General features: G+C 65.4%; 22 protein-coding genes and 1 tRNA gene. 16 read left to right on the top strand and 7 right to left on the bottom strand.

Annotated elements, in window-relative coordinates; genetic code table 11:
* Positions 1 to 8: 8 nt before the first annotated feature.
* Entirely contained in the window at positions 9 to 821 is an 813-nt protein-coding gene (modA, locus tag ACZ415_RS02250; protein WP_344703953.1) for a molybdate ABC transporter substrate-binding protein, read from the bottom strand.
* A gap of 339 nt (positions 822 to 1,160) precedes the next feature.
* On the opposite strand from modA, the gene ACZ415_RS02245 reads away from it, so the two are divergent.
* The 8 genes from ACZ415_RS02245 to ACZ415_RS02210 all read left to right on the top strand — a co-directional run bounded on the left by ACZ415_RS02245 (position 1,161) and on the right by ACZ415_RS02210 (position 10,275).
* Positions 1,161 to 1,751 (top strand): molybdopterin-dependent oxidoreductase, encoded by a 591-nt coding sequence (locus ACZ415_RS02245; protein WP_464387740.1) that lies wholly within the window; start codon positions 1,161 to 1,163, stop codon positions 1,749 to 1,751.
* Positions 1,752 to 1,799: 48 nt separating this feature from the next.
* Positions 1,800 to 4,235 (top strand): formate dehydrogenase-N subunit alpha, encoded by a 2,436-nt coding sequence (gene fdnG, locus ACZ415_RS02240; RefSeq protein WP_464387739.1) that lies wholly within the window; start codon positions 1,800 to 1,802, stop codon positions 4,233 to 4,235.
* A gap of 1 nt (position 4,236) precedes the next feature.
* Positions 4,237 to 5,160, top strand: coding sequence for a formate dehydrogenase subunit beta (gene fdxH, locus ACZ415_RS02235; protein WP_344703949.1), 924 nt, complete (start codon positions 4,237 to 4,239; stop codon positions 5,158 to 5,160).
* Position 5,161: 1 nt separating this feature from the next.
* A complete protein-coding gene (locus tag ACZ415_RS02230; RefSeq protein ID WP_344703947.1) occupies positions 5,162 to 5,779 on the top strand; it encodes a formate dehydrogenase subunit gamma in 618 nt (205 codons plus the stop codon).
* Between the two features lie 87 nt (positions 5,780 to 5,866).
* Positions 5,867 to 6,799: a formate dehydrogenase accessory protein FdhE gene (gene fdhE / locus ACZ415_RS02225; protein ID WP_344703945.1), complete on the top strand. Its 933-nt coding sequence runs from the start codon at positions 5,867 to 5,869 to the stop codon at positions 6,797 to 6,799.
* Positions 6,796 to 8,235: an L-seryl-tRNA(Sec) selenium transferase gene (gene selA, locus ACZ415_RS02220; protein ID WP_344703943.1), complete on the top strand. Its 1,440-nt coding sequence runs from the start codon at positions 6,796 to 6,798 to the stop codon at positions 8,233 to 8,235. The genes fdhE and selA overlap by 4 nt, the downstream gene beginning before the upstream one ends.
* The gene (gene selB, locus ACZ415_RS02215; protein WP_344703941.1) at positions 8,232 to 10,157 is read left to right on the top strand and encodes a selenocysteine-specific translation elongation factor; all 1,926 of its coding nucleotides are present in this window, start codon (positions 8,232 to 8,234) and stop codon (positions 10,155 to 10,157) included. The genes selA and selB overlap by 4 nt, the downstream gene beginning before the upstream one ends.
* Before the next feature lie 22 nt (positions 10,158 to 10,179).
* Positions 10,180 to 10,275 (top strand) — tRNA-Sec (locus ACZ415_RS02210).
* Positions 10,276 to 10,401: 126 nt separating this feature from the next.
* Here ACZ415_RS02210 and ACZ415_RS02205 read toward each other — a convergent pair.
* Both ACZ415_RS02205 and ACZ415_RS02200 read right to left on the bottom strand, forming a co-directional pair.
* A complete protein-coding gene (locus tag ACZ415_RS02205) occupies positions 10,402 to 10,869 on the bottom strand; it encodes a glycine cleavage system protein H (RefSeq protein WP_344703939.1) in 468 nt (155 codons plus the stop codon).
* Positions 10,866 to 11,249 (bottom strand): DsrE family protein, encoded by a 384-nt coding sequence (locus ACZ415_RS02200; RefSeq protein ID WP_344703937.1) that lies wholly within the window; start codon positions 11,247 to 11,249, stop codon positions 10,866 to 10,868. Before ACZ415_RS02200 ends, ACZ415_RS02205 begins: the two co-directional genes overlap by 4 nt.
* A 173-nt stretch (positions 11,250 to 11,422) precedes the next feature.
* Between ACZ415_RS02200 and ACZ415_RS02195 the strand changes: the two genes are divergently transcribed.
* Positions 11,423 to 12,592, top strand: a complete 1,170-nt coding sequence (locus ACZ415_RS02195; RefSeq protein WP_344703935.1) for an NnrS family protein — start codon at positions 11,423 to 11,425, stop codon at positions 12,590 to 12,592.
* On the opposite strand, the gene ACZ415_RS02190 is transcribed toward ACZ415_RS02195, so the two are convergent.
* Positions 12,534 to 13,100: a YIP1 family protein gene (locus ACZ415_RS02190; protein ID WP_344703933.1), complete on the bottom strand. Its 567-nt coding sequence runs from the start codon at positions 13,098 to 13,100 to the stop codon at positions 12,534 to 12,536. The two genes, ACZ415_RS02195 and ACZ415_RS02190, sit on opposite strands and share 59 nt — an antisense overlap.
* A gap of 154 nt (positions 13,101 to 13,254) precedes the next feature.
* On the opposite strand from ACZ415_RS02190, the gene ACZ415_RS02185 reads away from it, so the two are divergent.
* From ACZ415_RS02185 to ACZ415_RS02155, 7 genes are all read left to right on the top strand, one after another.
* Entirely contained in the window at positions 13,255 to 13,686 is a 432-nt protein-coding gene (locus ACZ415_RS02185; protein WP_344703931.1) for a MarR family winged helix-turn-helix transcriptional regulator, read from the top strand.
* 73 nt (positions 13,687 to 13,759) lie between these two features.
* Complete coding sequence (locus ACZ415_RS02180; protein WP_344703929.1) at positions 13,760 to 14,914, top strand: cytochrome P450; 1,155 nt, start codon at positions 13,760 to 13,762, stop codon at positions 14,912 to 14,914.
* A 147-nt stretch (positions 14,915 to 15,061) separates the two neighbouring features.
* Entirely contained in the window at positions 15,062 to 15,514 is a 453-nt protein-coding gene (locus ACZ415_RS02175; RefSeq protein WP_344703927.1) for a c-type cytochrome, read from the top strand.
* Between the two features lie 18 nt (positions 15,515 to 15,532).
* Positions 15,533 to 16,888, top strand: coding sequence for a cbb3-type cytochrome c oxidase subunit I (locus ACZ415_RS02170; protein ID WP_344703925.1), 1,356 nt, complete (start codon positions 15,533 to 15,535; stop codon positions 16,886 to 16,888).
* Positions 16,889 to 16,997: 109 nt separating this feature from the next.
* Complete coding sequence (locus ACZ415_RS02165; RefSeq protein ID WP_344703923.1) at positions 16,998 to 17,825, top strand: CbbQ/NirQ/NorQ/GpvN family protein; 828 nt, start codon at positions 16,998 to 17,000, stop codon at positions 17,823 to 17,825.
* A 54-nt stretch (positions 17,826 to 17,879) separates the two neighbouring features.
* Positions 17,880 to 19,823, top strand: a complete 1,944-nt coding sequence (locus ACZ415_RS02160; protein ID WP_344703921.1) for a nitric oxide reductase activation protein NorD — start codon at positions 17,880 to 17,882, stop codon at positions 19,821 to 19,823.
* A gap of 23 nt (positions 19,824 to 19,846) precedes the next feature.
* Positions 19,847 to 20,065, top strand: coding sequence for a hypothetical protein (locus ACZ415_RS02155; RefSeq protein WP_344703919.1), 219 nt, complete (start codon positions 19,847 to 19,849; stop codon positions 20,063 to 20,065).
* Positions 20,066 to 20,079: 14 nt separating this feature from the next.
* Here the strand turns inward: ACZ415_RS02155 and ACZ415_RS02150 are convergent, their stop codons facing one another.
* The 3 genes from ACZ415_RS02150 to ACZ415_RS02140 are packed head-to-tail and all read right to left on the bottom strand — an operon-like array spanning position 20,080 to position 21,467.
* Positions 20,080 to 20,370 carry a cytochrome C oxidase subunit IV family protein gene (locus tag ACZ415_RS02150; RefSeq protein WP_344703917.1) on the bottom strand — a complete coding sequence of 97 codons (291 nt, stop codon included), beginning with the start codon at positions 20,368 to 20,370 and terminating at the stop codon, positions 20,080 to 20,082.
* Between the two features lie 30 nt (positions 20,371 to 20,400).
* Positions 20,401 to 21,009 (bottom strand): cytochrome c oxidase subunit 3, encoded by a 609-nt coding sequence (locus ACZ415_RS02145; RefSeq protein ID WP_344703915.1) that lies wholly within the window; start codon positions 21,007 to 21,009, stop codon positions 20,401 to 20,403.
* Positions 21,006 to 21,467, bottom strand: coding sequence for a DUF4870 family protein (locus tag ACZ415_RS02140; protein WP_344703913.1), 462 nt, complete (start codon positions 21,465 to 21,467; stop codon positions 21,006 to 21,008). Before ACZ415_RS02140 ends, ACZ415_RS02145 begins: the two co-directional genes overlap by 4 nt.
* Positions 21,468 to 21,645: the final 178 nt, after the last annotated feature.

Genomic DNA, 21,645 nt, shown 5'->3' with positions numbered 1-21,645 from the left:
TCGTATCCTTACCGATCAAGGGCCGAGGCAAAACCGTAACCCTCGAAGATGCCGACCGCCTCGTCGCCTTCCAGCCAGGCGCGGAAGGCTGACGCCTCGTCGCTATCCTCAGCGTCAATGACGGCTGCCGGGTAGACGATGGCGTCGTGGGTAGCCAGCGGAAAAAGCCCCAGGGTGGTAACGCCGTCGCTGGCCCGGGCATCGGTCTGGTAGACCACGCCGGCGGGGGTTTCGCCGCGCTCGACCAGGGCAAGAGCGCTGCGTACATCGCTTGCCCGGGCCAGCCGCGGCGCGAGGGCATCCCACTCGCCAAGGGCTTCAAATGCCTGCCTGGCGTAGATGCCGGCGGGGACGTGGTCCGGGTCGCCCACGGCCAGCCGCTCGCCGTCATCCAGCAGGCCGGCAAGCTTGCCGCTTTCGCCGGGGGTGAAGTCGCCGCCGGCTTCGTTTGCCGGGGCGACCAGCGCCAGGCGGTTTTGCAAAAGGTCGACACGCTGCTCCACGTTGACGCCTTCGTCTTCGAGCCAGTCCATCCACTTTTGGTTGGCGGAGACGTAAACCTCGGCCGGGGAGCCGCTGGCAATTTGGCGGGCCAGGGTCGAGGAAGAGGCGTACACCGGCACGATATCCACGTCGTCGTGCTCGGCGGTGTAGGTTTCAATGGCTTCGTTCATGGCGTCGGTCATGGAGGCCGCAGCGGCGACGTGCAGGGTGCCCGCCTGGGCGGCGCCGGCCAGGCCCAGCGCCGCGAGGGCGACTGCCAGACGCAGCGGTTTGGGCAAGGAAAGAGGCGGAGAAGAAAGCGAAGTCGCGGTGCACATAAAGAGAACATACCGTTATATAGTAGAGTATATAGCGAAGCTAACACGGCGGCCGGCGAGTTGCAAGCGCAGCCGTGCCAGGCGGATAAAACGTGCATTCCTTACGACCAAGGCATAAGACGCAGGCGTGGAAGGACGATGTGTGAGCCGTTAGCGCATGCTAAACTGAATGTGCAAACCAGCAGGGCCGCCCGCGCGGCCCCTATTTTCATGTTCATGCCGGCAGGGTGCGCCATGCTGGCAATGACGGTTGCCATATCCGATGGCCGCTGCGCCCAAGCTCCACCAAGAGGGCGGCCAGGGCCCGATAGATCGGAAGCAACGAGAGGAGAGTCCGCGATGGAAATGAATCGTCGGGAATTTTTCAAGTTTTGCGGTGCGGGGATCGGGGCGTCCAGCCTTGCCGCGCTGGGCATGGCGCCGGAGCCGGCCTATGCCGAGTCGATCCGCCATTTCAAACTGGCCAACACCAAGGAAGCGCGCAATACCTGCCCTTACTGCTCTGTCGGCTGCGGCATTATTCTCTACAGCCGCGGCAGCGGCGGCAAGAACGTCAGCCAGGATATCTTCCACGTTGAAGGCGACGCCGACCATCCGGTCAACCGCGGCACGCTGTGCCCCAAGGGCGCCGGGCTTGTCGACTTCATCCAGAGCCCCAACCGCCTGCACTACCCGCAGGTGCGCGAGCCGGGCAGCAACGAGTGGAAGCGCATCAGCTGGGACGAGGCGCTGAATCGCATCGCCCGGCTGGTCAAGGACGATCGCGACGCCAACTTCGTGGAAAAAAACGACAGCGGCGACACCGTCAACCGCTGGCTTTCCACGGGCTTTCTGGCGGCTTCCGCCTCGTCCAACGAAGCCGGCTACATGACCCACAAGGTGGTGCGCTCGCTGGGGATTCTGGGGTTCGATAACCAGGCGCGCGTTTGACACGGCCCGACGGTGGCAGGTCTTGCCCCGACGTTTGGCCGTGGTGCCATGACAAACCACTGGTGCGACATCAAAAACGCCAACCTGGTGCTGGTAATGGGCGGCAACGCCGCTGAGGCCCACCCCTGCGGCTTCAAGTGGGTGACCGAGGCCAAGGCGCACAACCAGGCCAAGCTGCTGGTGGTGGATCCGCGCTTTACCCGGACCGCCTCGGTGGCGGATACCTACGCGCCGATTCGTACCGGAACGGACATCGCCTTTTTGGGCGGGCTGATCCATTACCTGATGGAACACGAGCGTATCCAGCACGAATACGTGCGTAACTACACCGATATGCCGTTTATCGTAAAGCGCGGCTTTACCTTTGAAGACGGTCTGTTCAACGACTACGACGCCGATAAGCGCACCTATCCGGACAAAAGCGCCTGGGACTACGAGCTTGACGACGCGGGCTATGCCCGGGTGGACATGTCGCTTGAGCACCCGCGCTGCGTGTATCAGCTGATGAAAAAGCACTACAGCCGCTACACCCCGGAGATGGTCAGCCGCATCTGCGGTACGCCGATCGAGCGCATGCTGGAAGTGTGGGATGAAATTGCCGGCACCTCAGTGCCCGGAAAGACCATGACCATCCTCTATGCGCTGGGCTGGACGCAGCACTCGGTAGGCTCGCAGATGATTCGCGCCGGTGCGATGCTGCAGCTGCTGCTGGGCAACATCGGCATGCCCGGAGGCGGGGTCAACGCCCTGCGCGGCCACTCCAACATTCAGGGGCTGACCGACCTGGGGCTGCTTTCCAACCTGCTGCCGGGCTACATGACCCTGCCGCGGGATGAAGAGCAGAGCTACGAGGACTACATTGCCAAGCGTGCGCCGCAGGCGTTGCGCCCCGGGCAGGTGTCCTACTGGCAGAACTACGAAAGCTTCCACGTCAGCCTGATGAAGGCCTGGTACGGCGATGCCGTGACCCAAGACAACAACTGGGGCTTTGACTGGCTGCCCAAGCTCGACGAGCCGCTTTACGACGTGCTCAAGTTCTTCGACATGATGTACGAAGGCAAGGTCAACGGCTATTTCTGCCAGGGCTTCAACCCTATCGGCTCCTTCCCCAACAAGGCCAAGATCAGCGCGGCGCTGTCGCGGCTGAACTACCTGGTGGTGATGGACCCGCTGATGACCGAAACTTCCGAGTTCTGGAAAAACGTTGACGAGTACAACGACGTTGATACCGCCAACATCCAGACCACGGTGTTTCGCCTGCCCACGACCTGCTTTGCCGAAGAAGACGGCTCGCTGGTCAACAGCGGGCGCTGGCTGCAGTGGCACTGGAAGGGCGGCGAGCCCCCGGGCGAGGCGCGGCCGGACATCACCATCATGGGCGGGATGTTCCATCGCCTGCGCGATCTGTACCAGCGTGAGGGCGGCGCCTTCCCTGACCCGATCCTGAACCTGGACTGGTCCTACAAGCGCCCCGACGAGCCGTCGCCGGATGAAGTGGCCCGGGAGTTCAACGGCTACGCCATTGAAGATGTGCGCAACGCCGACAGCGGCGAAGTTGAGGTGAGCGCCGGCAAGCAGCTGGCAGGTTTCGGCCAGCTGCGCGCCGACGGCTCTACCGCCAGCGGCTGCTGGCTGTTCTGCGGGGCTTGGACCGAGCAAGGCAACCAGATGGCGCGGCGCGATAACGCCGACCCCTACAACATGGGCCAGACGCTGGGCTGGGCCTGGTCGTGGCCGGCCAACCGCCGGATTCTCTACAACCGCGCCTCGGCCGACGTCGCCGGCAAGCCCTGGGACAGCAAGAACAAGCCGCTGGTGTGGTGGGACGGCAGCAAGTGGACGGGCACCGACGTGCCGGACTTCCCCGTGAACTCGGCGCCGGAAGAGGACGTCAGCCCGTTTATCATGAACCCTGAAGGCGTGGCGCGCTTCTTTGCCCGGGACAACATGGCCGAAGGGCCTTTCCCCGAGCACTACGAGCCGTTTGAAACGCCCATCGGGCGCAACCCGCTGAACCCGGACAGGCCGGAAGTGACCAGCAACCCCGCCGCGCGGGTGTTCCGCAACGACATGGAGCTATTCGGCAGCGCCGAGGAGTTCCCCCATGCGGCCACCACCTACCGGCTCACCGAGCACTTCCACTTCTGGACCAAGCACTGCCGGATCAATGCGATCATGCAGCCCCAGCAGTTTGTGGAAATCGGCGAGGCCATGGGCAACGAGCTCGGCATCAAGGCCGGCGACCGGGTGCGGGTATCGTCCAACCGCGGCTATATCGAGGCGGTGGCGGTGGTCACCAAGCGCATCAAGCCGCTGGAGGTCGACGGCAAAACCGTGCACCACGTGGGCATTCCGCTGCACTGGGGCTATGTGGGGCTGGCCAAGAACGGCTACGTCACCAACACCCTGACCCCCTTCGTGGGCGACGGGAACACCCAGACGCCGGAGTTCAAGTCGTTCCTGGTGAACGTGGAGAGGGTTTGATATGGCGACTCAAGACGTTATCGCGCGTTCGGCCACCACCACGCCCAGCCCCTCGGTGCGCGAGCAGCTGGACGTGGCCAAGCTCATCGATACCTCGGTGTGCATCGGCTGCAAGGCCTGCCAGGTGGCGTGCATGGAGTGGAACGAAGTGCGCGACGAGATCGGCAGCACCGTCGGGGTGTACGATAACCCCGACGACCTCACCGCCGATTCCTGGACGGTGATGCGCTTTGCCGAGCACGAAACCGAAAAGGGCGATCTGGAGTGGCTGATCCGCAAGGACGGCTGCATGCACTGCGTCGAGCCGGGCTGCCTGGAGGCCTGCCCGAGCCCCGGCGCGATCATCCAGTACGCCAACGGCATCGTGGATTTCAACCAGGACAACTGCATCGGCTGCGGCTACTGCATCACCGGCTGCCCGTTTGATGTGCCGCGCCTTTCCGAGAAGGACAACAAGGCCTACAAGTGCACCCTGTGTTCTGACCGGGTAAGCGTGGGCCTGGAGCCGGCCTGTGTGAAAACCTGCCCCACCGGCGCTATCGTCTTTGGTTCCAAAGACGACATGAAAGAGCACGCCGACGGGCGCATTGCCGATCTGCAGTCGCGCGGGTTCGACAACGCCGGCCTTTACGATCCGGCCGGCGTGGGCGGCACCCACGTCATGTATGTGCTGCACCACGCCGACAGGCCGGGCCTTTACAGCGGCTTGCCCCGGGACCCGAGCATCAGCCCGATGGTCGGCGCCTGGAAAGGGCTGACCAAGCCGCTGGCGATGCTGGCCATGGGCGCCACGGCGCTGGCCGGGTTCTTCCACTACGTGCGCGTAGGCCCCAACCGCGTCGAGGAAGATGACGTGGACGACGTGACGCCGCCGCCGGCCGGCGAGCGTGACAAACGCCACGACGCCGACCGAGGAGGGCACTGACATGAAACGGGATATCCAGCGATATACGGCCAACGAGCGCAGCAACCACTGGGCGGTCGCACTGCTGTTCGTGCTGGCGGCGCTTTCCGGGCTGGCGCTGTTTCACCCGGCGCTGTTCTGGCTTAGCCACCTGTTCGGCGGCGGCCCCTGGACGCGGATTCTCCACCCCTTTATCGGCGTGGCGATGAGCGTGCTGTTTGCGCTGATGGCCTGGCGTTTCGCCGGGCGCAACCGCATTCACAGCCGGGACCGCCAGTGGCTTTCCCGCTGGCGCGACGTGCTCGCCAAGCGCGACGACAAGCTGCCAAAAGTGGGCAAGTACAACGCCGGCCAGAAGCTTCTGTTCTGGGTGCTGGTGGGAAGCCTTGCGGTGCTGCTGCTGACCGGCATCGTGATCTGGCGCGAGTACTTCAGCGGCGCCTTTGCCGTGGGGCTGATTCGCTTTGCCAGCCTGCTTCACGCCTTTGCCGCCTTTGTGCTGGTCACGACCATTATCGTGCACATCTATGCGGCCATCTGGGTCAAGGGCTCGGTCGGCGCGATGCTGCACGGCAAGGTCAGCCAGGCCTGGGCGCGCAAGCACCACCCGCTGTGGCACGATGAAAAAATGCGCAAATAACGCGCGCTGAAACGCTACGCCCCGCCGCCGGCCACCGTGCCGGCGGCGGGGCGTAATCCGCATGCCGAACTGACAAGGAGGGCCGCTGTGTCTTCCCCCATTCTTGAGCCGGGCCAGATTGAAGCCTCGGCCACCACGCCACCTTTTGTTCAGCTGCCGCCGGACGGGCAGTTTCGCTTTCGCGCCGAACGGCTGGAAAAGCTGGCCGACGGCCACGCCATGGGCGAGTATCTGGCGCTTATGGCGCGCGTGGCCCGGGCCCAGCAGCAGGTGCTGGACGCCCCGCCCGACGTGCCGGCGCTTGCCGCCGGCGACCTGGACGCCGCGTATCACCACGACATGCCGCCGCTGGCGGTGGATACCCTGGTGCAAACCGCCGGCTGGCAAACGCTGCTGGACGCCTGGCTCGACGCCTTTGCCGCCGAGCAGCCCACACCCGCCGCTGCGGTGAGCGAGGCGCTTGCCGCGCTGCGCGACGCCGACGGTGAAACGCGCAAGGCCTGGGCGCAGGCGCTGCTGGGCGGGCGCTTTGGCGATGTGCCCGCAGCGCTGGCGCCTTTTCTCGGCGCGGCGCTGCAGCTGGCCTGGCGCTACTGGCTTGGCGAGGTCGACGCCGACAGAATTCGCGAGCGCGAAGACCAGACGCTGTGCCCCTGCTGCGGCTCGCTGCCCGTGGCCGGGGTGATTCGCCATCGCCGCCCCATCGACGGCGTGCGCTACCTGATGTGCTCGCTGTGCGCCACCGAGTGGCACTACGTGCGCCTCAAGTGCAGCCACTGCCTGAGCACCAAAGAGCTTGACTACCTGCACTTCGACGATGCCCCCTACGGCGTGAAGGCCGAGGCCTGCCCGGAGTGTCACACCTATCTCAAGCAGCTGTATCTGGAGCAGGCGCCGGAAGGCGAAGTAGTATCTGCAGACCTTGCGAGCCTGGATCTGGACCTGCGCCTGGACGAGCAGGGCTACCGGCGGCGCGCGCCCAATCTGCTGCTGATTCCCGGCGGCCAGGAAACATCATGAGTGCACCGCCCGGGCTGCGCCCGCCGGCGGTGGATCGCCTGCTGGGCGCTGACGGCACAGCCGAGCTTGAGGCACGCTTTGGCCGTCAGGCGGTGCGCGACGCGGCCCGAAGCGAGCTTGCCGCCTTGGGCGATGCTTTTCGCCGCGGCGCGCTAACGGCGGAAGCCGTGGAACTTCCCGCGCTGGTCGAGGCGCTGGCGCGCCGGCTTGAGGCCCGCCAGCGCCCCCGGGTGCAGCGCCTTTTCAACCTCAGCGGTACCGTGCTGCATACCAATCTGGGCCGCGCGCTGCTGCCTGACGCCGCCGTTGAAGCGGTGGTGCAGGCGGCGCGCTACCCGCTCAACCTGGAGTTTGACCTCGCCGACGGCCGGCGCGGCGACCGCGACAGCCTGGTCGAGCCGCTGCTGTGCGAGCTCACCGGCGCCGAAGCGGCCACCGTGGTCAACAACAACGCCGCCGCGGTGCTGCTTGCGCTCACCGCCCTGGGCGCCGGGCGCGAAGGCGTCATTTCCCGGGGCGAGCTGGTGGAAATCGGCGGCGCCTTTCGCATTCCCGATATCATGGAACAGGCCGGCGTTACCCTGCGCGAAGTGGGCACCACCAATCGCACCCACCCGCACGACTACGCCAATGCCCTGGGCGAGCAGACCGGGCTGATCGCCCGGGTGCATCCCAGCAACTACCGCATCGAAGGCTTTACCGCCAGCGTGCCCACCGAGGAGCTGGCACGGCTGGCTCGGAGCCAGGGCGTGCCGCTGGTGGAAGACCTGGGCAGCGGAAGCCTGGTGGATCTGTCGCATTACGGCCTGCCCCGAGAGCCGCTGGTACAGGACTCGCTTTCCGCCGGCGCCGACGTGGTGACCTTCAGCGGCGACAAACTGCTCGGCGGCCCCCAGGCCGGGGTGATCGTGGGCCGGCGCGAGCTGATCGAGCGCATCAAGCGCCACCCGCTCAAGCGCGCGCTGCGGGTGGACAAGCTGACCCTGGCCGCGCTGGAAGCCGTGCTCGGGCTCTACCGCGACCCTGATCGGCTGGCCGAGCGCCTGACCACGCTTGCGCTGCTGGCCCGGCCGGCGGAGGCCATCCGCGCCCAGGCCGAACGCCTGGCGCCGCGGCTGGCCGGCTGGCTGGGAGAGGGCTGGCAGGTAGACGTTACCGATGCCCAGGGCATGATCGGCAGCGGCGCCCAGCCGGTGGCGCGGCTGCCCAGCGCCGCGCTGTGCCTGACGCCGAACGGCCCCCGGCGAGACGCCGGCGGCAAGCTGGCCGCGCTTGCGGACTCGCTTCGCGGCCTGCCGATTCCGGTGGTGGGCCGCATCGAAGCCGGGGCGCTGTGGCTCGACCTGCGCCAGCTGGATGACGAAGCGGCGTTTATCGCCCAGCTGACCGCGGAGAAAGCGCCGCACCCTGCCAGAAAAGGAGCCGATAACGCATGATCGTGGCTACCGCCGGACACATTGACCACGGCAAGACGGCGCTGCTTGCCGCCCTGACCGGGGCCGGCGGCGACCACCGCCGGGAAGAGCGCGAGCGCGGCATGACCATTGATCTTGGCTACCGCTACGCGGCGCTGGACGCCGACACCACGCTTGGCTTTATCGACGTACCGGGGCATGAAAAATTTATCCACAACATGCTGGCCGGCGCCGGGGGTGTGGATATCGCGCTGCTGGTGGTCGCCGCCGACGACGGCGTGATGCCGCAGACCCGGGAACACTTGGCCATTCTCGGGCTACTGGGTATTACCCGGTTGTGGGTGGTGCTGACCAAGACCGACCGCGTTGATGCCGCCCGCAGCGAGGCCGTCGAAGCCGACGTTCGCCGGCTGCTGGCCGCCACCGGCTATTCGGACGCGCCGTGCTTTGCGCTGTCAAGCCACACCGGCGACGGCGTCGATGCGCTGCGCGAGGCGCTTTCTCGAAAGGCCCGGGAGATAGCCGCGCGCAGCGATGAGGGCGAATTCCGCCTTTCGGTGGACCGCTCTTTCAGCGTCGCCGGGGCCGGCGTAGTGGTGACCGGCACGGCGCTGGCCGGGCGCATAAGCGTCGGCGACAGCCTGTGGAGCGAAGACGAGCACGGCCGGGCGCGCAGGCTTCGGGTACGCGGCCTGCACGCCCAGAACCGCCCGGCACAAACGGCCACCTCGGGGCAGCGCGTGGCGCTCAATCTTGCCGGCGAGCGCCTGCGGCCCGAACACCTGCCCCGGGGCAGCTGGCTGGTGGGCGAGGCCCTGCGGGGGACGAGTCGGCGGCTGGATATCCAGCTGCGAGTGCTCGAAGACGCGCCCCGAGCGCTGGCCCACTGGACGCCGGTGCACGTCCACCTCGGCGCCCAGCGGCTGATGGGCCGGGTAGCGCTGCTGGCGGGCAAGACGCTGGCGCCGGGCGAGGAAGGGCCGGCCCAGCTGGTGTTGGAAGGCTATACCCATGCGGTACACGGCGACGCCGTGGTGCTGCGCGATCAGTCGGCCTGGTTTACCCTGGGCGGCGGGCGCGTGCTCGACCCCCAGGCGCCCGCCAGAAGCCGGCGCACCCCGGAGCGGCTGGCCGAGCTTGCGCTGCTGGCCGGCGGCGGGCTGGAGGCGACGCTGCTGGCCCGGCTGCAAACCGCGCGCAACGGCCTTGCCCCTGACGCGCTGGTGCGCCAGTACAACTATCCCGGGGCGTTGCGGCGTCTGCCCGCGGAGGTGCGCTCGGTGAGCACCCGGCGCGGCGAGCGCCTTTTTGCCAGGGCGCGCTGGCAGGCGCTGGGCGAGGCGCTGACGGCGGCGCTGGCAGCGTTTCACGCCCAGCAGCCCGACGAGCCGGGGCCGGATCGGGCGCGGCTGCGCCGCTTCGGCCTGGCGTATCTGGAGCCGGCGGTGTATACCGCGCTGGTGGATGAAGCGCTGGGGGCCGGCGCGATTCGCGCCTCCGGCCCCTGGCTGCACCTGCCGGAGCATCGGATACGCCTGAGCGCCGAGGAAGAAGCGCTCAAGGCGCGGCTGTGGCCGCTGCTTGAGGCAGGCGGTAACAATCCGCCCTGGGTGCGCGATCTGGCGCGTCGTGAAAACGTCGACGAGGCCCGGGTGCGCGCGCTGCTGCGCAAACTGGCGCGCATGGGGGAGCTGCATCAGGTGGTGGGGGATCTGTTTTATCCTGCCGCAGCCGTCGAAGCGCTGGCGGCCGAGGCCATGGCGCTTGCCGAAAGCGATGCGGGGCTGAGCGTCGTGGCGTTTCGCGATCGGCTGGGGCTGGGGCGCAAGCGCTGTGTGCAGCTGTTGGAATACCTTGATCGCATCGGTATAACGCGCCGATTTGGCAACCTGCGCGGCATTCGTGAGGAAAGCAGCATGGTTCAGCGCGTCAGAACGCGTTAAAATAGGCGGCGACGCGTATCGAGGAAGGCAATCGCATCCGGTGGTGCGGCCGGACTTCAAATCCGGTTGGGGGCGGCAGCCGCTCCTGGGTGGGTTCGACTCCCACTGCCTTCCGCCATTTTTCCCCTTTCTTCCGCTACGTTCCGCGTTTTTCTTTGCCTTTCTTCTTTCGCCTCCCTTCTTTTTCGCTTTTTCTGTTTGATCCTTGCGCCCGCCCGCGTGGATGGCGGCAATGCGTGCGTATTTATCCTCCGCGCCGGTAGGCCTGCACGCTGGTGTCGTCGGGGTCGAAGCCGTCGCATTCGGCTTGTTTTTCAAACGCGGCAACGGCGTGTTCTCCGGCCAGCAGGCCGGCGCGGGCGGCGGGCCAGTCGTTTGGCGTCAGGCGGATCATCCAGCCCTCGCCGTAAGGGTCCAGATGGATCAGCGCCGGGCGCTTTTCAAGCTGCGGGTTGTGTGCGCTGACAACGCCGGCCAGCGGGCTTTTGGCCGCCGCTGCGGCCTTGGCAAATTCCACTACGCCGAAGCTGCGTCCGGCCTCGATGCGCAGGCCTACCCGCTTGGGGGTAAAGGCAAAGATCGCGCCGTAAAGCGCCACGCCGTAGTCGCTCAGGCCCAGGGTGATCTGCCCGTCGGGCTCTTCGCGTAGCCACAGGCTGTGTTCCGGGGCGTACAGGCGGTCGTCGGGAAACGTCAAGCCGTCAAGTTTCACAGGGAAAGCACCTTGTCATATTCCAGAATCATCGCTGCAAGCTCGCCGCCGCTGCCGTAGCCGTCAACTTCGTCGAGCAGTGTCTCGGGCGTTGCCGGTGCCCGGCCCGGCGCGGGCGGCTTGCGGCATAGGTAAAGCCCTGCGCCGGCCTTTTTGGCCTGGCGCAGAAAATGCATCACCGGCGCGCCGTCGGGCTCGGCGTAAAGCGCCTCGGCAACGCCGGGGCGGGCAAGCTCGGCGGCTTCGCCGGTCAGATAGAGCGTCACTTCGGCGTCCAGGCAGGCCAGCAGCGTGGCAATGTGAAAGGGGGCCGCGCAGCGCGCCGGCGTGCTCGGCCCGCTGACCACCAGAATCAAAACGCGTCGGGCCGTTTCGGCCATAGCTACCTCTTTATTGGAAACGTGCTGTATTAGAAAAGCGCTGTATTAGAAACGTGCCGTATCAAAACGTGCGGGTTAACGCCGGGTAAAACGCCATTTTGAGCCACTTGTGCGGTGCCGGCAAGCGCGGCCCGGCGCTGGTATCAAGACCGATAACGTCGTATTTTGTGGCCATGTTATCAGTCGCTGTTTCTCGCTTTTTTTCTGCTGCCCGGCGCGACCGCGTGCCGGCGTGGCAGGCGTTTTTTCCGCTGGCGGCCTGCCACGCCGCGCTGCTGGTGCCGCTGTCGCTTGCGGCAATGTACGGCATGCTGCCCTGGCCTGCGCCGCTGGCCACGCCGGCCGGGCACGCCCGGGAGCTTTTGTTCGGCTTTGCCCTGGCGGTGATCGCCGGCTATCTGCTGGGCCCGCTGGCCACAAGGCGCTTGGCCGCGCTGGTGGCACTGTGGCTTATCGGCCGGCTGGACACGGCGGGCGGCGGCTGGCTGGTAGCGGCAAGCCTTGCCGATGCGCTTTTTGCCGCCGCGGTGGCGTGGTGGGTCGTGCCGCGCTTTTTCGCCGCGAAAAAGTGGCGCAATAAAGTGCTGGCACCGCTGATCGGGCTGATTTGCCTGGTGGCCGTGGCGAGTCTGGCCGCGCGCCACCAAAGCGGCTGGCCGGCGCACTCGCTGCTTGAGGCCGGCGTGCTGTGGCTTGCGCTGCTCATGGTGTTCATGGGCGGGCGGCTGATTGCCCCGGCGGTCAACGGCTACTTCAAGCGCCGGCTCAACAAAAGCGGTGCGGGGGTGCAGCCCCGGCTCGAAGCGGCGCTGATTGTGCTGCTGGGCGTATTGCCACTTACGCTGTGGCTGCCGCAGGGGCGCTATGCGGCCGCGCTGCTGGCGCTGGCGGCCGGCGTGCTGGTGGCCCGTCGCCTGTGGGGGTTTGCGCCCTGGCAGTGCCGGGCTCGGGCGGATTTGCTGGCGCTGATGGCGGGCTACGCCTGGCTGGCCATAGGGCTTGGGCTGTATGCGCTGTCGCTGACCGGGGCCATGCCGGTCAGTACGGCGCTGCACGCCGTCACTGTGGGTGCGCTGGGCACGTTGTCAAGCTCGGTGATGCTGCGCCAGGCGGTTAGCCGGGCCAAAGCCCACCCGGAAGACGAGCCGGCCTTTATGCCGCTGGCGCTGCTGTTTGCGGCCGCGGCGGCGCTGCGAGTCAGCGGCGGCCAAGCCGCGCTGTGGGGCGCGGCGCTGTGCTGGAGTGCGGCCTGGCTGATACTTGCCTGGCGGCTTTTGCGGTGGATCAATAGGCCCAGACGATCGCCATCAAAAGCCCCCAGGCCAGCACCCCGGCGGCCATGACGGTGTAGGTGGCCGATAGGGTGGTCATGTCCTGGCCCTGGCGCGAGCAAAGCGCGCCGAGCCCCTGATAGACCAGGCTGCAGGAAATGCCCAGCGCCACCAGCACGGCCAGCGCGTTGACCAGCAGGCTGGGGATGAGCAGCACCAAGGCCGACGACCACAGCGGCAGCGGTGCCAGCGCGGCCAGCAGGTAGGCGTCCTGGTAGTCGATGCGCATGTCCTCGGCGATATTGACCACCGTATGAATCAGCCAGCCCATGACGAAAAACGTCAGCATTTCGGACAAAAACAAAATGGTGGTGATAAAGCGCCATTCGCGCTCGCCAAAGCCGGCGGTGAAGGCATCGCCGTAGTGGGTGCCGGCGTAATACAAAAGCACCGGCGGGAGCAGCGACATGGGCAGCACCAGGCCAAACGCCAGCTTGGCAATGGAGGGCCGGCGGCGCTGCAGCTCTTTCCAGCCCGCCCGGCGCGTGAAGGGAAGTTTGATCACGGTAGTGGGATTCATGGCGGTGTCCTCAAGGGTGGATGGCAAACGTTGAGGGTGACAAGGGATCGCTCGTCAGACGGCGAAAAGTATCATAGTATGATGTTTTACGTTTCACCATTAGGCCGACCCCGGACGTTTGTCAAGGTACGGGGCGGCAACCGCGGACAGCGCCATGAGTGACGTTTCTCTTTCCCCGCAGGATTTTCAGCAGCTATCGGCGTTTCGCTATCAGCTGCGGTGTTTTCTGCGCCACAGCGAAGATATCTGCCGCCGCTACGGCGTGACGCCTCTGCAGTATCAGCTTTTATTGCACCTGCTGGCCGGCAAGGGCCGCCAGTGGGCCACGGTCGGTGAGCTTGCCGAGCGGCTTCAGGCCAAACACCACGGCACGGTGATGCTGGTGGACCGCTGCGAGCAGTCCGGCCTGGTCAGGCGTGCCCGCGGCCGTGAGGACCGCCGCCGCAGCGAAGTCCATCTGCTGCCCCGCGGGGCTGACCTGGCCCACGCAATCGCCGCGCAGCACCAGCCGGAGCTGCGCCGGTTCCGGGATACCTTTTGCCCCGTTGGCCCGCCCGATGACGGAGCCAAGCCAGAGCCGCTTTGACCTGTATCAGTACGCGCGCCAGCCGAGGCATGTTTCCCTGCGCGCTATCGCTCATCTTTTCTCAGGAGACACCATGAACCCCTCCCGCCACAACGACTGGAACCCGCGCAGCGACGCGGTACAGGCCGACCAGATTCAAGCCTATGACGCCATGCGCAGCCGCTGCCCGGTGGCGTTCAGCGACTATCTGCAGTGGTCGCTTCTGCGCCACGCCGATGTGATGCGCGTGCTGCAGGATCATGCGACTTTCAGCAACGCCGCCAGCCGGCACCTGTCAGTGCCCAACGCCATGGATCCGCCGGAGCACACCAAGTTTCGCCGCATCATCGAGCCCTATTTCAACAGAGAAGCCATGGACGAATTCTCGCCCCGCTGCCGAGCCATTGCCGAAGGCGTGGTCGACCGCCTGCCGCATGACGGCAAGGTCGAAGCCATGGCCGCTATGGGCCAGGATTTTGCGCTGGAAATTCAGTGCGCCTTCATGGGCTGGCCGGCAAGCCTGCATGAGCCCCTGCGCGACTGGGTCAAGCGCCAGCAGGCGGCAACGCTTGCCGGCGATCGCGAAGCGCTGGGCGAGCTGGCGCTGGAGTTTGACGGGGTGATTCGCGAGCGTTTGGACGTGCGCCGCAATATGGACACGCCGCCGGACGACGTGACCACGCGCTTGATGAACGAAACCGTCGACGGCCGCCCGCTCACCGATGAAGAGCTGGTCAGCCTGATGCGCAACTGGACGGTGGGGGAGCTGGGTACCATTTCCGCGAGCATCGGCATTTTGATGCGCTTTCTCGCCGCCAATCCGGACTGGCAGCAGCGCCTGCGCGACGAGCCGGAGATCGTCTCTGAGCTGATCGACGAAATTCTGCGCCTGGACGCGCCGCTGATGTCCAACCGGCGCATTGCCACCTGCCCGGTGGAGGTCGGCGGGCGCAAGATCGAGCAGGGCGAGCGGCTGACGATTCTGTGGGGGGCGGCCAACCGCGACCCGGACGTTTTCCCCGAGCCCGACCAGGTGCGCCTCGACCGTGACCCCAAGCGCAATTTGCTGTACGGTGCCGGCGTGCACGTTTGCCCCGGTGCACCGCTGGCGCGCATGGAGCTGGTGTATTTTCTCCGGGCGCTGATCGGTGCCACGCGGGAAATCCGCCTGGTAGACGATGATCCGGCAGTGCGCGCGCGCTATCCTGCCGGCGGCTACGACCGCGTGCCGCTTTATATTCGCCGCTGATGCGGCGATTTATCACGCCTTTTTGACCTTTATCAACGTTTTCTCAAAGGCGTATGCGTTACAATAAAGATGCATTAAAAGTGCATCTTATAAAACCGCAGGCCGGCGACCGTCGTCATCGGCCGGGCGAGCAAAGGGGGATGACTCATGGCCGAAGGACTCACCAGATCGGCGGCCCGCAATATTTTCTATGGCGGGTCGCTGTTCTTTTTTCTGCTGTTCACGGCGCTGACCGTGCACAGCCACTGGTACATGGTGAACGTTTCCACCGACAGCGCCGGGCTGACCGAATCGGTCAAGCACGGCAAAGAGGTGTGGGAAAAGAACATGTGCATCAACTGCCACAGCATCATGGGCGAAGGCGCCTACTTCGCCCCGGAGCTGTCCAACGTCTGGGAACGCTACGGCGGGCATGAAAGCGCCGAGGCCGCACGCACCGGCCTTGAAGCCTGGATTCGCGCGCAGCCGCTCAACGTGCCGGGACGCCGGCAGATGCCGGCTTACGACTTCAGCGACGAGGAAATGAGCGCGCTGATCGATTTTCTCGAATGGACCGACGGTATCGACGCCCAAGACTGGCCGCCGCATCCGGCCGGCTAACCCAAGGAGAACACCTCAATGAAATACGAAACGCAAAAGGTGGCGCTACCGTTCTTCATGGTCGCCATGGCGCTATTCGCCCTGCAGATCGTTTTCGGACTGCTGGCCGCCACGGTCTATGTCTGGCCGGACTTCATGGCAAGCTTCATGCCGTTCAACATCATGCGGGTGAGCCATACCAACCTGCTGATCGTGTGGCTTTTGATCGGCTTTATGGGCTGTACCTACTACCTGATGCCCGAAGAGGCCGAGCGTGAAATCGCCAGTCCCGGGCTTGCCTATATCCAGCTGGGCATTTTTGCCTTTGCCGGTGCCGCCGCACTGGTGGGCTATCAGTTCGGCATCCACGAAGGGCGCGAGTTCCTGGAGCAGCCGTTCTGGATCAAGGTGCTGATCACCATTTCTTTTCTGCTGTTTTTGTTCAACACCAGCGCGACGCTGGCCAAGGGCCGCAAGACCGCGATCAACATGGTGCTGATGCTGGGTCTGTGGCTGGCCGCGGTCTTCTGGCTGTTCGCCTTTTACAACCCCACCAACCTCGCCGTGGACAAGCTCTACTGGTGGTGGGTGGTGCACCTGTGGGTAGAAGGCGTGTGGGAGCTGATCATGGCCTCGCTGCTGGGCTATCTGGTGATCAAGATGACCGGCGTGGACCGCGAGGTGATCGAAAAATGGCTCTACGTCATCGTCGGTCTGGCGCTGTTCTCGGGGCTTTTGGGTACCGGCCACCACTACTACTGGATCGGCGCGCCGAGCTACTGGCAGCCCATCGGCAGCATTTTCTCCACGCTTGAGGTTGCACCGTTTTTCACCATGGTGATGTTCGCCTTTACCATGTTCTGGAAAGGCCGTCGCAACCACCCCAACAAGGCCGCCATGCTGTGGACGCTGGGCTGCCCGACGGTGGCGTTCTTCGGCGCCGGCGTGTGGGGCTTTATGCACACTCTGCACTGGGTCAACTACTACAGCCACGGCACCCAGGTGACCGCGGCTCACGGCCACCTGGCGTTCTACGGCGCCTATGTGATGATCATCCTCGGCGTGATGACCTTTGCCATGCCGTCGCTGCGTCGCAGCCAGCCGTATAACCAGGTGATGAACATGTGGGGCTTTTGGATCACAACCGGGGCTATGTGCTTTATGACCTTCACGCTGACCTTTGCCGGTGTGGTGCAGACCCACCTGCAGCGCGTGCTGGGCATGAACTATATGGAAGTGCAGGACCAGCTGGGGCTGTTCTATGCCATGCGCCTGGGTACCGGCATCGCCGTGGCCGTTGGCGCGGGACTGCTGCTCTACTCCTTTTTCGGCCCGCGGCGCGTCCAGCTGCCCGTAGGCGGCACCCAAATGACAGCCGGCACTGACAACGCCTGAGACACATCGGCCCCGCACGCGGGGCCTTTTCTATCCGTGCTTTGTTGACGCTTTACTCTGCCGAATTCTTTTTTACCGGGCCGTATTCTTTTTTTACCGGGAGTGTTTCATGGCTTTATCCACCGTGACCGCCTCTAGCGCGGCTGCCTCCGACGCGGACGCCGCCGTGCCGTACTACCAGAACGTGGGCAACGAAACCGAGATGTTCGAGCAGGCCTTTGCCCAGCGTTTGCCGCTTTTGCTCAAAGGGCCTACGGGCTGCGGCAAGACCCGCTTTATCAGCCACATGGCGGCCAAGCTTGGCAAGCCGCTGCATACGGTATCGTGTCACGACGACCTGACCGCCGCCGATTTGACCGGGCGCTATCTGCTCCAGGGCGGCGAAACCCGCTGGGTGGACGGGCCGCTGACCCGCGCGGTGCGCGAAGGCGGCATCTGCTACCTCGACGAAGTGGTCGAGGCACGCAAGGACGTGACCGTCGTGCTGCACCCGCTCACCGACGACCGCCGCGTGCTGCCGCTGGAGCGTACCGGCGAGCTGCTCGAAGCGCCGGACGACTTCATGCTGGTGGTGTCGTACAACCCCGGCTATCAACATATTCTCAAATCCCTCAAGCCCAGCACCCGCCAGCGCTTTGTCGCCATGTCGTTTGACTTTCCGCCGCCGGCGGTGGAGCGCGACATCGTCGCCCGGGAAAGCGGCCTGCCCGCTGAGCGCTGCGCGGCGCTGGTCAACCTTGCGGCAAGTTTGCGCGGCATGAAAGGCCAGGATCTGGAAGAGGGCATTTCCACCCGTCTTTTGGTCTACTGCGCCACCCTGATTCGCGCCGGCATGCCCATTGTGGACGCCGCCCGGGCAACCATCGTCGAGCCGCTGACCGACGATATTGATGTGCAAGAAGGGCTGATGGAAGCCGTGCACGCCACGTTCGGCTGACACCGTTGACGCATCGACGCATCCACGTTTTTTACGCACCTGCGGGAGGCCGCCATGCTGGATTTTCTTGAGGTTGAGGAGTTTGTCGGTCGCCACTGGCACCGCTGGGCGTCCCGGGCGGAAAGCTACCCGGACTACCCCGATGCGGCGGTGACGCTTGACGACGTGCAGGCCTTGCTTGGCGTGTTCTTCCGCGCCGCCGGCGGCGATGCCGGCGTTGAGATAGCCGCGATCAAGCGGCGCGCCTCGCGCCATCGGCTCAGCCTGCGCCAGCGGCTAGGGCTGGATGAAGAAGCCCTTGACCAGGCCCGGCGGGACGAAGAGCACCTGCTGCTGCCGCCGCGGCTGGCGCTGTTTCCCGAAGCGGCGCTGAACCGCGATCTGTACCTGTGGCTTACCGCCTATCTGGCCGAGGTGCGCCCGATCTCGCTGCCGGCAGACCCGCTGCAGGCCGACGTGTGCCGGCTGCGCGAAGCCCGGCGCAGCTGGCGGGCGGCGCTGGAGCGCTTTCCCGGTTTACAAGACCGCTATATGGCGCTGTGTGCCGCGCTTCTGGCCGTTCGCCCGGCTCGCCGGCGCCTGCCCCCGGTCGAGGCAGCGCTGGAAACCGCGCTGTGCGCCGAGCTGGGCGCGCCGGACCCGCAAAGCGGGCTGGCGCTTGCGCTGCAGCAGGCCATTCGCGACCCTCACGCCGCGCTGGATGAATTTCGCGCGCCCCAGGGGTATCGCCCGCCGCTGCCGGTGCCGCTGTGGGGCTACGGCGTCTCCATCGGCACCCGCAGCGCCGAGGAAGACGCCGTAGAGGACGACGACGGCGCCGAGCTCAAGACCCGCCATGAAGACGAGGACGATCAGGGCAAACGCCAGGCTGACCGCCGCGAGCAGGACCAGGCCGACCGCGACGATCCTTTCATGCTCAACGCTTCGGAAAAAATGCTCTCCTGGGCGGAGATGGTCAATCTCAACCGCGATGTGGACGACGAGGACGAAGACGCCCGCCAGGCCGCCGACCAGATGGAAGAAATCGTGCTCTCGCCGAACCGTAAAAAGGCGGCGTCCAAGCTCAAACTCGACCTTGACCTGGCGCCGGACGAGGCCGCCGGCGGCCGGCTGAAAGGGCGCCACGTCTATCCGGAGTGGAACCACCGCAAGCAGGCGTATCTGCCCGAGCACTGCGTGGTGCACAGCGAAGAGCAAAGCGAAGAGGGCGAAGACTGGACGCCGGACGCGCTGACCCGCCGGCGCATCCGCCGGGTGCGCCGCGAGTTCGAGGCGCTAAGGCCCAGGCGCGAGCTGCTGCGCGGCCAGCTCGACGGCAGCGATTTGGACATGGACGCGGTGATTCGCGCGCGCTGCGACTTTGCCGCCACCGGCGAGTCAAGCGATAGGCTGTACATCGACAGCCGCACCCAGGCCCGGGATCTGGCGGTGTCGATTCTGGTGGACGTCTCGCTTTCCACCGAAGCCTGGCTGGACGACCGGCGCGTGCTGGACGTGGCCAAGGAAGCGCTTTTGGTGCTGGGCCACGGCCTGGCCGGCTGCGGCGACGACTATGCCATTCACAGCTTTACCTCCCAGCGGCGCCACAAGGTTTTCGTCAATACGCTAAAAAGCTTTGACGAGCCCATGGGCGAGCGGGTCACCCGGCGCATCTCGGCGCTCAAGCCCGGCAGCTACACGCGCATGGGCCCGGCGATTCGCCATCTGACCGCCGAGCTTGCCAAGCGGCCCAATCGCCACCGGCTGCTGCTGATGCTCACCGACGGCAAGCCCAACGACAACGACTACTACGAAGGCCGCTACGGCATTGAAGATACCCGCAAGGCGGTGCTGGAAGCCCGGCGCGAAGAGGTGCGCGTGTTCGGCGTGACCATCGACCGCCAGGCCGGCCAGTACATCCCGCGCCTGTTCGGCCGCGGCGGCTATGCCATTGTTGAGCGCCCGGAGCACCTGTCGCTGGCGCTGCCGGGCATTTATCGCCAGATTATTGCCACCTGACGGCGCTGAAAGGAGAAGCTGCGATGGGAACTTCGTGGGGAGAGTCGTTTAACAAGCCGCGCCTGTATCTGGCGCTGCTTGTCTGGTTCGCCGCGGCGCTAGCGGTGATGCTGCCGCTGGTGTGGCTGATCAACAATCGCGACTGGGGTATTGCGCTGATGCTGATCATGCCCGTGGCGGTGTACGCCCTGATGCGGCTGGGCCGCCGGCTGGAGCACTGGGCTCGGCTGCCGGCGCGCTGAGCGCCAGAGCCTGCTTACGTCAGGCGGGCGTAGAGATAGCCCGCGCTAATCAGCAATAGCGTCAGTGTGATGATGCCGACAAAAGCGCCTTTCCAGGCACCGCTGGACTGGCGCAGGTTGAGATACACCATCATCACCTGCTGGGCCTTGAAGCCGGTCACCAGCACCACCAGCGCTGCCGACCACAACGGCAGCGCCTGCCAGCCGTTTTGATCCAGCCGCGCCGAGACCATAGAGACCACCGTCAGCGCCATGAGCGTGCCCCAGGTGATCAGCAGGCGGCGTTTGCCGGGCAGCGTTACCATGAGAAATCTCCTTTGAAGTGAGGCAGCCGCTCAGCGCAGCAGATACAAAAGCGGGTAGAGTAAAATCCAGATCAGATCCACCATGTGCCAGAAAGCCGCGGCGGTCTCGACGTTTTCCACGCTGGTTTTCCAGCTCACCAGCCCCAAAAGCACCAGCCCGAACAGCACATGGGCGAAGTGAAAGGCCGTCAGCCCGTAGTAAAAGCCGAAAAACGTATTGGTCTCAGGGGTGATGCCGCCGGCAAACTTGCCGGCGTATTCCAGCACCTTGATGGCGCCGAATACCACCCCGAGCCCGGCCGCGCCGGCCAGCCACTGGCGGGTGCGGCGCACGTTGCCGGCCGCCACGGCCTCTACGGCGAAGGCGACCAGCAGCCCGCTGGTCAAAAGCACCATGGTGTTGAGCCCGCCCATTAGCGGGTTCAGCTGCTGCTGGGAGGCATCGAACAGGGTGAGCTGGGCGGCGCGCTCGCTGATATAGAGCACGAAAAACGCCATGAATACCGCCAGCTCGCTTAAAATCAGCACCCACATCAAGGGGTTGCCCGGCAGCGCCGACAGCGGCCCCCAGCCCGGGTTGGGCAGGTCAGCATCCGCCGCTATCTCGGCGCGATGCGGGGTAGAGTCGCTTTCACTCATGAGTCCGCCGGCGCGGCGTCGCGGCCGCCAAAGGCCGGGCTTTTGGGGTTCGGAATCGGCCGATTGGTCATCAGCCGTGCCGCGCCCACGCCGCAGCGTCCGATCAGCCAGATAAAGCAGGCGGTAAAAAAGGCGTAGCCCATGGCCCAGGGCCCGAGCGGCGAAACGCCGACCATCCCCAGCAGCTGCCAGACAGCGGCAAAGACTGCGCCGGCGAGCACGCCCAGCCAGAAGGTGCGCAGCTGAAACTGCAGGTGGCTTTGCACCCAGGGCGCGGCCTGGCGATATTTCAGATGCGCGACCAGCGCGCCGATGGGCGCGGTAATCACCGCCATGATGCTGCCCAGCAGCAGCCAGTAAACGATAACGGCAGCGCCGCGGCCGGGGTCTTGTTTGTTCAGGGTGGGAATATCGGCGTCGCTGGGCGTTGTGCGGGACGTTTCGGGAACGGCAGGCATGGATCACCTCGCAGGTCGGCGGCCGGCAATGCCCGGCCTAAGATGTATTTTATATACTACTATATAGCAGTGTCCGTTCGGTAGCTTGGTCTGGGTCAATGTTGCGTCGTTTCTTGCGTCAAAAGCGCACGGCAAAAGGCCGGCGCATTAGCGCCGGCCTTTATTAAGCAAACATCCG

It is taken from the genome of Halomonas cibimaris (assembly GCF_055379665.1).
This window is presented reverse-complemented; position numbering and strand designations above follow the sequence as displayed.

Excerpts from the sequence above, each read along its gene's own strand:
- modA (WP_344703953.1), bottom strand. The coding sequence starts at position 821 with ATGTGCACCGCGACTTCGCTTTCTTCTCCGCCTCTTTCCTTGCCCAAA.
- ACZ415_RS02245 (WP_464387740.1), top strand. The coding sequence starts at position 1,161 with ATGGAAATGAATCGTCGGGAATTTTTCAAGTTTTGCGGTGCGGGGATC.
- fdnG (WP_464387739.1), top strand. The coding sequence starts at position 1,800 with ATGACAAACCACTGGTGCGACATCAAAAACGCCAACCTGGTGCTGGTA.
- fdxH (WP_344703949.1), top strand. The coding sequence starts at position 4,237 with ATGGCGACTCAAGACGTTATCGCGCGTTCGGCCACCACCACGCCCAGC.
- ACZ415_RS02230 (WP_344703947.1), top strand. The coding sequence starts at position 5,162 with ATGAAACGGGATATCCAGCGATATACGGCCAACGAGCGCAGCAACCAC.
- selA (WP_344703943.1), top strand. The coding sequence starts at position 6,796 with ATGAGTGCACCGCCCGGGCTGCGCCCGCCGGCGGTGGATCGCCTGCTG.
- selB (WP_344703941.1), top strand. The coding sequence starts at position 8,232 with ATGATCGTGGCTACCGCCGGACACATTGACCACGGCAAGACGGCGCTG.
- ACZ415_RS02200 (WP_344703937.1), bottom strand. The coding sequence starts at position 11,249 with ATGGCCGAAACGGCCCGACGCGTTTTGATTCTGGTGGTCAGCGGGCCG.
- ACZ415_RS02195 (WP_344703935.1), top strand. The coding sequence starts at position 11,423 with ATGTTATCAGTCGCTGTTTCTCGCTTTTTTTCTGCTGCCCGGCGCGAC.
- ACZ415_RS02190 (WP_344703933.1), bottom strand. The coding sequence starts at position 13,100 with ATGAATCCCACTACCGTGATCAAACTTCCCTTCACGCGCCGGGCGGGC.
- ACZ415_RS02185 (WP_344703931.1), top strand. The coding sequence starts at position 13,255 with ATGAGTGACGTTTCTCTTTCCCCGCAGGATTTTCAGCAGCTATCGGCG.
- ACZ415_RS02180 (WP_344703929.1), top strand. The coding sequence starts at position 13,760 with ATGAACCCCTCCCGCCACAACGACTGGAACCCGCGCAGCGACGCGGTA.
- ACZ415_RS02175 (WP_344703927.1), top strand. The coding sequence starts at position 15,062 with ATGGCCGAAGGACTCACCAGATCGGCGGCCCGCAATATTTTCTATGGC.
- ACZ415_RS02170 (WP_344703925.1), top strand. The coding sequence starts at position 15,533 with ATGAAATACGAAACGCAAAAGGTGGCGCTACCGTTCTTCATGGTCGCC.
- ACZ415_RS02165 (WP_344703923.1), top strand. The coding sequence starts at position 16,998 with ATGGCTTTATCCACCGTGACCGCCTCTAGCGCGGCTGCCTCCGACGCG.
- ACZ415_RS02160 (WP_344703921.1), top strand. The coding sequence starts at position 17,880 with ATGCTGGATTTTCTTGAGGTTGAGGAGTTTGTCGGTCGCCACTGGCAC.
- ACZ415_RS02155 (WP_344703919.1), top strand. The coding sequence starts at position 19,847 with ATGGGAACTTCGTGGGGAGAGTCGTTTAACAAGCCGCGCCTGTATCTG.
- ACZ415_RS02150 (WP_344703917.1), bottom strand. The coding sequence starts at position 20,370 with ATGGTAACGCTGCCCGGCAAACGCCGCCTGCTGATCACCTGGGGCACG.
- ACZ415_RS02145 (WP_344703915.1), bottom strand. The coding sequence starts at position 21,009 with ATGAGTGAAAGCGACTCTACCCCGCATCGCGCCGAGATAGCGGCGGAT.
- ACZ415_RS02140 (WP_344703913.1), bottom strand. The coding sequence starts at position 21,467 with ATGCCTGCCGTTCCCGAAACGTCCCGCACAACGCCCAGCGACGCCGAT.